Origin of the sequence: Veillonella dispar, assembly GCF_937975875.1 — a bacterium.
GTDB lineage: Bacteria > Bacillota > Negativicutes > Veillonellales > Veillonellaceae > Veillonella > Veillonella dispar_B.
This window is the reverse complement of the sequence record NZ_CALJSP010000084.1, coordinates 1-12,362: the sequence shown is the minus strand read 5'-3', so window position 1 is coordinate 12,362 and position 12,362 is coordinate 1. Positions and strand designations below refer to the sequence as shown.

The 12,362-nt window shown below is 39.4% G+C and carries 10 protein-coding genes; 2 read left to right on the top strand and 8 right to left on the bottom strand.

Translation table 11 applies throughout. From position 1 onward, the window contains the following. Window positions 1-130 precede the first annotated feature (130 nt). Complete coding sequence (nifJ, locus tag Q7P05_RS03960) at window positions 131-3,667, bottom strand: pyruvate:ferredoxin (flavodoxin) oxidoreductase (RefSeq protein ID WP_105094130.1); 3,537 nt, start codon at window positions 3,665-3,667, stop codon at window positions 131-133. A gap of 385 nt (window positions 3,668-4,052) precedes the next feature. Between nifJ and Q7P05_RS03955 the strand changes: the two genes are divergently transcribed. Both Q7P05_RS03955 and Q7P05_RS03950 read left to right on the top strand, forming a co-directional pair. Further along, window positions 4,053-4,976 carry a LysR family transcriptional regulator gene (locus Q7P05_RS03955; protein ID WP_105094131.1) on the top strand — a complete coding sequence of 308 codons (924 nt, stop codon included), beginning with the start codon at window positions 4,053-4,055 and terminating at the stop codon, window positions 4,974-4,976. Continuing rightward, window positions 4,976-5,404 (top strand): hypothetical protein, encoded by a 429-nt coding sequence (locus Q7P05_RS03950; protein ID WP_105094132.1) that lies wholly within the window; start codon window positions 4,976-4,978, stop codon window positions 5,402-5,404. Before Q7P05_RS03955 ends, Q7P05_RS03950 begins: the two co-directional genes overlap by 1 nt. A gap of 149 nt (window positions 5,405-5,553) precedes the next feature. On the opposite strand, the gene Q7P05_RS03945 is transcribed toward Q7P05_RS03950, so the two are convergent. The 7 genes from Q7P05_RS03945 to Q7P05_RS03915 all read right to left on the bottom strand — a co-directional run. Continuing rightward, on the bottom strand, window positions 5,554-6,171 hold the full coding sequence (locus tag Q7P05_RS03945) for an SAP domain-containing protein (RefSeq protein ID WP_105094133.1): 618 nt from the start codon (window positions 6,169-6,171) through the stop codon (window positions 5,554-5,556). A 249-nt stretch (window positions 6,172-6,420) separates the two neighbouring features. Then, complete coding sequence (locus Q7P05_RS03940) at window positions 6,421-7,734, bottom strand: MFS transporter (protein WP_303930611.1); 1,314 nt, start codon at window positions 7,732-7,734, stop codon at window positions 6,421-6,423. 241 nt (window positions 7,735-7,975) lie between these two features. Beyond that, window positions 7,976-8,332, bottom strand: coding sequence for a cupin domain-containing protein (locus Q7P05_RS03935; protein WP_058948382.1), 357 nt, complete (start codon window positions 8,330-8,332; stop codon window positions 7,976-7,978). Window positions 8,333-8,360: 28 nt separating this feature from the next. Beyond that, entirely contained in the window at window positions 8,361-9,236 is an 876-nt protein-coding gene (locus tag Q7P05_RS03930) for a DUF4261 domain-containing protein (protein WP_105084877.1), read from the bottom strand. A 15-nt stretch (window positions 9,237-9,251) separates the two neighbouring features. After that, entirely contained in the window at window positions 9,252-9,755 is a 504-nt protein-coding gene (locus Q7P05_RS03925) for a hypothetical protein (protein ID WP_287533431.1), read from the bottom strand. 248 nt (window positions 9,756-10,003) lie between these two features. Continuing rightward, window positions 10,004-11,551, bottom strand: coding sequence for a citrate lyase subunit alpha (gene citF / locus Q7P05_RS03920; RefSeq protein ID WP_287529325.1), 1,548 nt, complete (start codon window positions 11,549-11,551; stop codon window positions 10,004-10,006). Continuing rightward, window positions 11,541-12,362, bottom strand: an 822-nt coding sequence (locus Q7P05_RS03915; RefSeq protein WP_303930606.1) for a CoA ester lyase, incomplete at its 5' end; no start/stop codon positions are given. The genes Q7P05_RS03915 and citF, both read right to left, overlap by 11 nt.

Below are 12,362 nucleotides of genomic sequence, written 5' to 3'. Positions count from 1 at the left end.
TATAACTGCATAACTATCTAATATTATATCAAATTCCTAATATATTACCTATGGAAAACTGTTATTTATACACAAAAGAGGCACCCTCGAGAGGGTGCCTCTTATCAGTTCTTAGTCGTTAAATAACGAATTATTTTACGTCTTCGAAACCTTTTTGTAAGCGAACATAGCTTAAGCGACGATCTTTAGCGTCTTGTTCAGTTTTAGCGAACAATTCTTCTGCAACATCTGGAGCTGCTTTAGCCAAGGAAGCGTAACGTACTTCACCTTTAAGGAAGTCTTGGAAGCTTTCAGTTGGTTCTTTGGAATCCAAGGAGAATGGATTTTTACCTTCTTCTTTAAGTTGAGGGTTGTATCTGTAAAGATCCCAGTAACCAGCTGCAACTGCTTTACGTTGTTCTTCTTGAGCTTTACCCATACCAGCTTTAATACCATGGTTGATACATGGGCTGTAAGCGATGATCAAGGATGGACCTGGATATGCTTCAGCTTCTGTAATAGCTTTCATCAATTGGTTTTTGTCTGCGCCCATAGCTACTTGTGCTACGTATACATAACCATAAGACATAGCCATCATGCCAAGGTCTTTTTTCTTAGTACGTTTACCAGAAGCTGCGAATTGAGCAACTGCTGCGATATTAGTGGATTTGGAAGCTTGACCACCAGTGTTGGAATATACTTCAGTATCGAATACGAAGATGTTGATGTCTTCGCCAGAAGCTAATACATGGTCAACACCGCCGAAGCCGATATCGTATGCCCAGCCGTCACCACCGAAGATCCAGTGGGAACGTTTGATCAAGAATTGTTTTTTCGCAAGAAGTTCTTTCAACTCAGGAGTTGTAGCGCCTTCAGCTTCGATAGCTGCTACTAAACGTTCGGAACGTTGACGAGTAGCCGCACCAAGGTTAGCGAATTCAAGCCAGTGTTCTAAAGCTTCTTTCAATTCGCCAGTAGCAGTTTCAGCAGCTTTCGCAGCCACTTCTGCTAATTGTTGGCGAACTTTCTTAACGCCGATATACATACCGTAACCATACTCAGCATTGTCTTCGAACAAGGAGTTCGCCCAGGAAGGACCTTGACCTTGTTGGTTAGTTGTGTATGGAGATGCAGGCATGGAAGCACCCCAGATGGAGGAACAACCAGTTGCATTGGCAATCATCATGCGGTCGCCGAACAATTGAGTTAACAATTTAGCGTAAGGAGTTTCACCACAACCTGCGCAAGCACCGGAGAACTCGAACAATGGTTGTTCGAATTGGGAACCTTTAACAGTTTCCTTCTTCATAGGGTTTTCTTTTACAGGAAGGTTAACACCGTAGTTCCATGCTTCCGCTTGTTCGATTTCGGAATCGATGGAAGTCATTACGATAGCTTTGCCTTTAGGAGCTGGACAGATATCAACACAGTTACCGCAACCCAAGCAATCTAATGGGGATACTGCGATACGGAATTGAAGGTCTTTAGCACCTAATGCAGGAATTGTATCGAAATGTTCTGGAGCCGCAGCCACTTCTGCTTCAGTTGCCAAGATTGGGCGAATTGTAGCATGTGGACATACGAAAGAACATTGGTTACATTGGATACAGTTTTCTGGTAACCATTTTGGAACGAACAATGCAGGACCGCGTTTTTCGAATTTAGCAGTACCAGCAGGTAATGTACCATCTTCGTAACCAGCAAATGTGGATACTGGAAGATCATAACCAGCTTGTGCATTGATTGGTTGTGCAATATTTTGAACGAAGGATGGGCAAGATTCGCAACCAGGTTTAACTGCGTGACCGCCTTCATCAACAGCGTTTTTCCAGTCAGCAGGAACATCTACTTTTACCAAAGCGTTAACGCCTTGATCGATAGCAGCGTTGTTCATGTCAACGATATTTTGACCTTTTTTACCGTAAGAAGTTACTACGGATTCTTTAAGGTATTTAACAGCATCATCTACAGGGATGATTTCAGTCAATTTGAAGAATGCAGCTTGAGTTACCATGTTGATACGACCGCCCAAACCGATTTCGGAAGCGATTTTCGCAGCATTGATGATGTAGAAGTTCAATTCTTTTTCTGCGATTTGACGACGTAATTTAGCTGGTAAATGTTCGTTCAATTCTTCAGGAGACCAAGTACAGTTCAATAAGAATGTACCGCCTTTTTTGATGCCGCGGATCAAGTCGTATTCATGTACGTAAGATTGACGATGACATGCTACGAATTGAGGTTCAGTAATCAAATATGGCAAGTTGATTGGGTTTTTACCAAAACGAAGGTGAGACATTGTTACGCCACCAGATTTTTTGGAGTCGTAATCAAAGTATGCTTGAGCATACATATCAGTATGGTCACCGATAATTTTGATAGCGGATTTGTTCGCACCTACAGTACCGTCAGAACCGAAGCCCCAGAATTTACATTCAGTCAAACCAGGAGTTTCAACTTCTACGCCTTCAGCACGATCTAAGGACAAGAATGTAACATCATCATTGATACCCAATGTGAAGAATTTCTTACCGTTTTCAGCAGCCAAGTTATCGAATACAGCTACGATGTCTGCAGGGATAACGTCTTTGGAGCTCAAACCATAACGGCCAGCGATAACTTTTACGTTACGACCACCGTCGATTACAGCAGCTTGTACGTCCAAGAACAATGGTTCAGCCAAAGCACCTGGTTCTTTAGTACGGTCAAGAACTGCAATGCGTTCTACTGTTTGAGGAAGAGCTTTCAACAAACGATCTGTTGCGAATGGACGGAACAAGTGAACGTTGATGAAACCAACTTTACGACCCAATTTGTTTAAGTAGTCAACAGTGGATTGAACTACTTGAGCGGAGGAACCCATAGTTACGATTACGTCTGTTGCATCAGCAGCACCATGGTAGTTGAACAATTGGTAGTTAGTGCCAGCCAATTTGTTAACTTCGTTCATGTAGTGTTCTACAACGTCAGGAACGTTCAAATAGAATTTGTTGGATGCTTCACGATGTTGGAAGTAAACGTCAGGGTTTTCTGCAGTACCACGAGTTACAGGAGCATCTGGATTCAATGCATTTTTACGGAATGCATTAACAGCGTCCATATCAACCAATGGTTTCAAATCTTCATAGTCCCAGATTTCGATTTTTTGAATTTCGTGGGATGTACGGAAACCGTCGAAGAAGTTGATGAATGGTACACGAGTTTTAATAGCTGTCAAGTGAGCTACAGCGGACAAGTCCATTACTTCTTGTACGGAGGATTCAGCAAGCATAGCGCAGCCAGCTGCACGAGCAGCCATTACGTCTTGGTGGTCACCAAAGATAGCCAAAGCATGTGCAGCTAATGCACGAGCAGCTACTTGGAATACACCTGGAAGTAATTCGCCTGCTACTTTGTATAAGTTAGGAAGCATCAATAACAAACCTTGGGAAGATGTGAAAGTTGTTGTTAATGCACCAGCTTGTAAAGAACCGTGAGTTGCGGCAGCAGCACCTGCTTCAGATTGCATTTCTACAACTTGAACAGTGTTACCGAAAATGTTTTTACGACCAGACGCAGCCCATTCGTCAATGTGTTCTGGCATTGGGGAAGATGGAGTGATTGGGTAAATCGCAGCAACTTCTGTAAAACCATAAGAAACGTGAGCAGCCGCTTGGTTGCCGTCCATAGTTTTAAATTTACGACTCATGTGATTATTGCCTCCTTAAGCATTTAGCAAAAATAGAACACTTGCTTAATCTATCATTATGTTTAGGAATAACAACCATTACAAACTTGCGCACATGAAAAAATAATGCAATAATATATATGTTATATATAATATGGCATTATGTGTGAACATACTTTTGTAGTGGGCACAACCATAATTCCTAATATCATAACTTGATATAGCCCTATAAGCACATTATAACGTGCTGGGCCCTATCAACGCAACACATACAGTGACTGTCGCTTTGCCAATATTGCTATCCATGCTTTACATAAAGTAATAGCTAATTGCGTTATAGTAATAACTATTCTCATTTAGTATAGGTCACTTCCCATAACCAGATTTTATTTTTAGGGGGTTAATTATGGATTTTCATCATTTGAAATACTTCGTTGAAGTAGCTGATCAAAAAAGCTTTAGTAAAGCTGCGCGGAATTTGCACATCTCCCAATCCGCTATCAGCCGTACTATTAAAGCTTTAGAAGACGAACTTGGTGTTGTTCTCTTCATGCGTAATGCTAAATCTGTAGAACTTACTGATGGGGGTACCATCTTCTTAACCCACGCAAAACGCGTAGTATTCATGTTTGAACATCTTAAAACTGATTTTGAAAACGAATTTCGTTTGGAACAAGGTTCCATCAGAATTGGTATTCCACCAATTACCGATGCACCTATCTTCGCTCAGCTTTTAGGGGAGTTCAAAAAAGTATATCCACAAATTGAATTAGAACTTTATGAACAAGGTTCTAAAAAAGTTGAGATTAGTGTTCAGGAAGGCTTAATCGATATTGGTATCATTTGTACAAAACCAAATCCTAAAGAATTTGAATCCTTCTACCTCACTAGCGATCCACTTTCCGTTATTGTTCCTAAATCTAGTCCTCTAGCGAAAGAAAAAGAAATTCGTTTAGAAATGCTAGCTGATGAATCCTTCGTATTGCATAAAGATGATTTTAACTTACATGACGAAATCATCAAAGCTTGTAAACATACAGGTTTCCAACCTCATATTGTATTTGAAACAAGCCAACGTGATCTCATGTTACAAACAGTTAGTGCAGACCTTGCTATCGCATTGTTACCATCTCGCCTCTGCCCTGAGGTAGGTGAAAACACAGAGGTTGGTTCCAAGGTTGTTGTACGTCCACTTGTACCAGAAATCATTCATACACTTTATGTTATTTGGAAAAAAGGTCATTACCTCTCCCACGCTTCTCGCTTGTGGTTAGACTTCGTAAATTCCAAATTACCATTACCTGGATTACAACTTGAGGATCTTCAATAATGAATAAACCATCTGGGCTCGCATCTAAATTGCGGGCCCTTTTGAAAGCTAAAGAAACACCCATGTGGGGCGTTATTATCGTGCTGGTCATCGTCATAATCTTCCAGCAAATACAAATTTCAGAACTACAATGGCGTGTCGATGAAGACCACGATGGTTCTTCCGTTGATAGTGTAGCTGGTCGCCTTTACATCCTCGAAGGGATGGCTAATAAACATAGCGACCAACTGGATGATATCTTTAAAGACATTCGTCAACTACAAAACGATGGTGCCAAGTACGACTGGGAACTAAAACAACTACAATGGTTGCACCCAGAACTCAAAGTACGACCACCAGAAGCAAATCCTTCCCCATTCAAATCGACAGATTTAAACCTCGATATGAATCCTGGGAAAGTACCGGATGTAATAAAACAAAGTCAATAAAGAAATCAGAAATAAATAAAAGCACCTTATACCTATACAAAAGTCATCACAAATGACTCTTCTCATAGGATATAAGGTGCTTTTATCGTTATTCTTTTATAGATTTAATTACTCGTTTTCCCATACATCTTTACAATGACGAATTGCTTCTACTTGCGATACGCTTCCAATTTATATGCATATTCAGTTAAAAGATTTTTTGAATAAATTTTTTCATTTTTTGAATCTCTAACTTCTTTCCAAATAATAGATGCTACTTTTAATTTATTCGAATAATTACAACTACATTCATCTGCACAAAAATCCTTAAAAAATTGATTCCATTGACAAACCGAATTGTCATACTTTGCATAATCTGATTCACCATAATATACTTTCAGCAAATCTCCAATTGTAAAGCTTGTATTTTTTTCACTCTTTACTTTTCTCCAGGCAGTAGCCATATCAGCATTAAATTTAAATCGTGAAACACCTATTAAATCAGAGAAATATTCTCTAAACTTCGTATTAAAGGAAAAATTACATTCAAGTAATGGTGTATCTAAAGTAATAGTTTCCACTTGCCTTCTTCTATTTTTTATTGATGATTTTTTAATTAAATTGCCTTTAAAATACTGCTCAATAATATGATTGAGTTCTTGTTTTGTCCCCCTATCTTCTAATCCTAATGATTTACATATTTGTGAAAGTTCATCACGATACCAATAATATTTATTAAATTCATCAAATGATGAAATTTCATCAAACTTGGGTCTACACGCTTTCAATCTTTTGTCTCCTTAAGTTTAAGATACAGCATTTACAGATGTGCCTATTGTAAAAGTTGCTAATACGGTTGCTAAAATAACGTTCTATACATATTATTCTCTCTTTTTTATCCTGTAGATTCTATTATTCTCATTATACATAAAACAGCATTATTACTAAAGAAAAAGAGCTATACCCCATACATTCGCTACAATGTGAATGTATTAGAGATATAGCTCTTTTAATTTTGAAATTTGATGCAGGACTACTTAGTCATCCTTGTGTTCCATAGATTTTGGTAATGTCAAAATCAAGAGCGCTGCAAGGAACATACAAGCCCCCATTACATAGTAGCCGTAAGCAAAGCTACCTGTGTGACCATTGATGAAACCAAGCATGTAAGGACCTACCCAGCCCCCCATGTTACCAGAGGAGTTAATGAGGCCCATCGCACCCGCCGCAGCAGCACCAGATAAGAAGGTTGTTGGCATTGTCCACCATACACCCATACCACCATAAACACCTACAGCAGTTAAGCAGATAAATAATAAACTAATTTCTGGAGATGGACTATGTGGTGTTGCTAAGAAGCCAATAGTACCAATGAATAATGTAGTAGCCACGTGCCAACGTTTTTCATTGCGCTTTTCAGAGGAATAACCGCAATATACTTGCACAAGTAATGCAGCAGACATCGGAATAGCAATAGACCACGCTACTACGCTTGGCGGCCAACCAGATAGGCTTTTAAGAACTTGAGGCATCCAGAAGCTAAAGCCCCAGAAACCAATAACCCATAAGAAATAGATTAATGCTAAACGCAATACTTTTGGATCTTTTAAAGCTTGCCATGTGGTATATTTCTTTACAGATTGCTTTTGTTGTTCTTCTTTTTCAAGTTCAGCCTTAATATATACTTTTTCTGCATCCGTTACCCAAGATGCATGATCTGGACGTTCTTTCATCCAGAATGCGAAAATGAAAGCAAAGATAACAGCTGGAATGGCTTCAACGATAAAGAGTGTGCGCCAGCCATGAAGGCCAAAGAATGTTGTATCAAGTAAGATACCTGCCAATGGACCACCGATGATATTAGAGAACAATAAAGATGTTAACATCAAGGAGATCGCCTTTGCACGTTCCTTTGGCAAGAACCAATTCGGAATGAGTAACGAATAAATTACAGGATATAAAGAGGCTTCACATAGACCAAGGAGGAAGCGATAGATATAAAACTCCAACTCTGTGGTCATCGTCGTCATAAGAATACATACTAGTCCCCAACTAAACATAATACGTGCCACCCAATGCATAGCATTACAGCGCGCAGCGATTAGAGATGCAGGGACTTCAAATAAAACATAGCCAATAAAAAAGATACCGGCGCCCATACCAAATACCTCTGGCGTCAACCATGGCAAGTTCTCCTTCATGGTCAAACCTGCGTAGGCAATGTTTACACGGTCTAAGAAGGCAATAATAGAAACAATAAATAATGGCAGGACTACATGGAGCATACGCCGCGTCGTAAAGTCCTTAAAATCGATGGCCCCACTTTGAGGCTCTGGTGTAGATGAGTTCATATAATTCCTTTCTACTACTTAAGATATTACATACCTTATTATCTTAAGAAAACAAAAGTCCTCTGTCAATGGAATTATATAGAATATAGAAATAACAAATAGGAATAGTAACACCAAAATAATAGCCTTTAAAAATAGAAAAAGGATATTTGCTAGGAATGACTGTATAAAACAAAAAGCACTTTATAGTATAAATATATCTCTATCACAAGATAAGAAAATACTATAAAGTGCTTTCATATTAATTTGTACTAACAGGATCATAATCAGCAGGCACAGGAGCAACGATACTTACAAAGATAACATCTTCTGTCCCAGTATTTTTTGCGCCATGACATTCACCCTTTTTAGATACTATAACTTGTCCCTTTGTAAAAGGCACCTCTGTATCAGGCGTTGGATAAAATACCCCCTTACCTTGCAATATAACCCATATATCATCAGAGTTATGATGGTAATGCTTTGGTAAGGTTTGCCCAGGTTTAATAACCCATACTGAACCACCTGTGGAATCAGTTTGATAAAATGGAGTCCTAACAGCTTTCTCCAAACTTTCAACTTTCACAAGTTCCATGTCAAAAATACGTTGATTACTCATAATGCTCACACCTTTCATCGATTAACAACTAACGAGTACCCGATGCATATTCTCCCATATTAATATCTATAACAGTTCGAACAGGTTGAATTAAGGAGTCCTCATACTGAACCGCCCATTTAATATCTGGATTCATATCTCCATTTTCTAAGCCTGCAATCGTTTGCCCGTCATCAATAGGATTATCGTGCTCAAAGATATAATACAATACACTATACGCATGATTTACAATTTCATCGGGGTTCATACCGTGAAAGTGATACTGCAAATCAGGGTAGAATAAGGTGTTCATACCTATCGTATCAACCATCATGTCATCTGTGCCTTGAATGCTAAAATATCGCACATTTACGGCATAATAAATAAAACGTGTTACAGCTTTATCAGGATGATTTTCAATGGTTTCTCGACTTAAGAACTTACGAGATGGACCAAAGACAACGGCCTTACAGGATGGATATAACTCTAACAACGCATCTACATATTTCACGAGCATATCAGCTCGTTCTTTAGGTTCTAAACCCGAAGCTAACATGTCTGTAGCAAATACTCTATATTGGCACTCATCTAGCAAGTCATCTACATTTGGACAATCCCAAACCTGACTACGTGTAAAATCATCTAGTACAGGTTTGTCGATTTTTTCACAATTCGTCACCATCAAGGTTGGTGAAATATCTGCATCGTTATCCTCGTAATGAACCTTATAATTCTGAGGTGCAAAACCAGCAGATTCAACGCCATAACTAAAGCAATCAACAGGACCTAAATGCTTTGTGAATACCTCTACCATTGTATCTCGATTAGGCATATCACACTGCTTTGGCATTAATAACTCAACGAAAAACAAACCGCCAGGGCGAACAGAGTTATCTGTTAGATCTTGTTTAAATACTTGAGTCATACACGCTCTCCTAAATTAAAACATAATGTAAAATATATCTTTCACTTTATAGTATATCAGATGTTTATAAGTACTACAATTACGTAACCACTGTTTCATAAATAATAAATAATCTATATTTCTACTACATGTTAGCGTAATATCGATATACTGTGGCATCACGATTATATAATCTAAAGATAATGACTCATACTCAAGTTCAAACGTCTTATTATTCTCCAAGGTTTGTAGAAATCGCGCATATAAATAATCAATACTTTCAGAATGATTACCAAGTTTGCAATTTCCCATATCAAATAGGTTACGATAGGAAGTGTCCCCTGGTAGCACAGACATCCAATCTAAAGCATATTCTGATACACCGAACACCGTTTTTTCAGGATTAGGTCCATCTAAATCATCCTGTAACCAAGCAGATATTATTTGGTACATATTTAGTGTTTCATATTCGCTTACATCACTATAAAACTCACTTAGCCCCTCTAGGTCAATCTCTAAATTGGCAATACAACGATACATAGAAACTACCTCCTAAAGATCTCCAATCTTCTTATAGTAAAAGTATAACTATATCTATGTACCATTTTTATCTCATTAAGTTTTGACCCTGTATCTAAAATTAACACTAAATCATTTATAACTACAAAAAGACCCTCTCCATAAGTCCGAGAACTATGGAGAGGGTCTTTATATTATCTAATCAGCATAGGATGATGAGCCGATGGCCTACCTGTTACGGTTTCCCTCGAACTCTCAGCACTACTTAATTATAGAGGTTTACGAACCACGTCAAGAATGGAGCCATCGCGGTATTCAACGATTGCCACGATGTCTTCATCTTTGTCAGATACAGGGATATCTTGTGGTTTACCAACTAAGTCAAATGCTAATTGTTGTAATTCTTCAATTGTGAAGATAGGCAAGTTGCTATCTTTGAAACGTTCAATCAAATCAGTACGAGCTGGGTTGATTGCGATACCGTATTCAGTAACAAGTACGTCAACGGAGGAGCCTGGTGTAATTACAGTAGCTACTTTATCACGGATCATTGGTAAGCGGCCGCGGATCAATGGACAAGTAATAACTGTGCATTTAGCACCTGCTGCTGTATCGGAGTGACCGCCGGAAGCGCCCATCAATACACCGTTGGAGTCAGTCATTACGTTTACGTTGAAATCAAGGTCGATTTCAGTAGCACCAAGGAATACTACGTCTAGGTAGTTTGTAGTGCAGTCAGTCCATGGGTTAGCGTACATGGAAGCAGACATTTCGATGTGTGCAGGGTTTTTATCCAAAGATGCTGCTGCAGTAGTATCGAATGTTTGAGTATCGTAAATGGCACGGATTAAGCCTTCTTCAAGCATACCAGTCAAGATACCAGTAGCACCACCGATAGCGAAGCCACCTACTTCACCGCGTTTGCGAAGTTTTTCAGCAATGAATTTCGCTACAGTCAATGGAGCACCACCAGCGCCCAATTGGAATACGAAGCCATCTTTAATGATGCCAGCTTGGTCAAGGAATTCACCAGCTAATTCAGCAATTTTGATTTGGATAGGGTTTTTAGTGAAACCTACCGCACCAGAAGCGATACCTTCTGGATCACCAATGCTTTCAACCTCAACAACATAATCTACATCAGTTTGAGGGATTGCATAGTTGTGTACATAGTCAACCAAGTTATCAGTGATGATAACAGTTGTGTCTGCATAGTGGGAGTCAACTTTAGCATAGCCAAGTGCACCACATGCGGATTTGCCCATACGACCAGTAGCATTACCACGTGGGTCAGCTGTAGGAGCGCCCATGAAAGCTACGTCGATATGAACTTCACCAGATTCGATAGCACGAGCACGGCCACCGTGGGAGCGAATGATTACAGGACGTTTCAATACGCCAGGGTTTTGAGTTAAGAATTTACCAAGACGATCGCGCAAGCCAGATGTTTCGATAGCTGTTACAGTACCATCTTGAATCATTTCTACCAAGAATTCATGGCATGGAGACAAGGAAGAAGATGCGATTGTAATATCTTTAATGCCTTTAGCTTGTACGCGTTCCATAACCATTTTCATTACATAGTCGCCATTGCGCAAGTGATGATGGAAGGACAATGTCATACCATCTTTTACGCCAGCTTTTTCGATTGCTTCGTCGATAGAAGCAAGAACTTTGTTTGTGCCAACACGGCTCATGTGTACAGGTTTACCTGCACGTTTCACTTTAGGTTCGATTGCGAATTCACCTTGATATACTTCGCGACCTTCTAGTGCTGGGATATTTGTTGGGATATCGCGACCTACTTTATTTAACATCGTATTCTGCTCCTTCCTCTAATTCAACTTTAATGCCTGCTGCACGTGCTTTATCAACAACGCGTTGTGCACGTACCACGATAGGACCATCGATCATTTTGCCATCTACAGAGATTACGCCTTTATTATTGCGCAATGCATCAGCATAGCTGTTCAATACTTTAACGGAATGAGCGATTTCTTTTTCGTCAGGAGTGAATACTTCATGAACAATTTTAATTTGGCTTGGGTGGATACAAGATTTACCATCAAAGCCCAAAGCTTTAATGAATTCTACTTCTTCACGGAAACCTTGTGGATCTTTCACGTCGGAGAATACAGTATCAATTACGCGGATACCTGCTTCGCGGGCTGCATGAAGAATTGTTTGGCGAGCAAACAACAATTCAACAGCTGGTTTATGTTTACCTGTACGAAGGTCAGCACGGTAGTCTTCAGCGCCAAGAGCGATTGCAACTACGCGAGGACCGTGACAGATTTCGCGAACATTGTACAAGCCACGAACGGATTCGATAGCTACGATAATGTTGATTGTACCTTCTTCCCAACCGTTAGCTTTTTCTACTTCTTCAATTTTCTTCGCTACGATTTCAACTTCAGAAACATCTTCAGTTTTAGGTAAACGAATCATATCAGGTTTAGCTGGAACGATTACATCAAGATCGTCATAGCCATAAGGGGTTTGTGTAGGATGGTTGATACGAACAACTGTTTCTGCACGGAATTTACGGGATTTCAATGCTTCTGCAGTTAAAAGACGAGCTGTATCTTTTTCTGTAATAGGCACAGAATCTTCAATATCGATCATGAT

What these genes read in the sequence shown, in the direction of transcription:
- nifJ (WP_105094130.1), bottom strand. Translation starts at nt 3,667, where the DNA reads ATGAGTCGTAAATTTAAAACTATGGACGGCAACCAAGCGGCTGCTCAC.
- Q7P05_RS03955 (WP_105094131.1), top strand. Translation starts at nt 4,053, where the DNA reads ATGGATTTTCATCATTTGAAATACTTCGTTGAAGTAGCTGATCAAAAA.
- Q7P05_RS03950 (WP_105094132.1), top strand. Translation starts at nt 4,976, where the DNA reads ATGAATAAACCATCTGGGCTCGCATCTAAATTGCGGGCCCTTTTGAAA.
- Q7P05_RS03940 (WP_303930611.1), bottom strand. Translation starts at nt 7,734, where the DNA reads ATGAACTCATCTACACCAGAGCCTCAAAGTGGGGCCATCGATTTTAAG.
- Q7P05_RS03935 (WP_058948382.1), bottom strand. Translation starts at nt 8,332, where the DNA reads ATGAGTAATCAACGTATTTTTGACATGGAACTTGTGAAAGTTGAAAGT.
- Q7P05_RS03930 (WP_105084877.1), bottom strand. Translation starts at nt 9,236, where the DNA reads ATGACTCAAGTATTTAAACAAGATCTAACAGATAACTCTGTTCGCCCT.
- Q7P05_RS03925 (WP_287533431.1), bottom strand. Translation starts at nt 9,755, where the DNA reads ATGTATCGTTGTATTGCCAATTTAGAGATTGACCTAGAGGGGCTAAGT.
- citF (WP_287529325.1), bottom strand. Translation starts at nt 11,551, where the DNA reads ATGTTAAATAAAGTAGGTCGCGATATCCCAACAAATATCCCAGCACTA.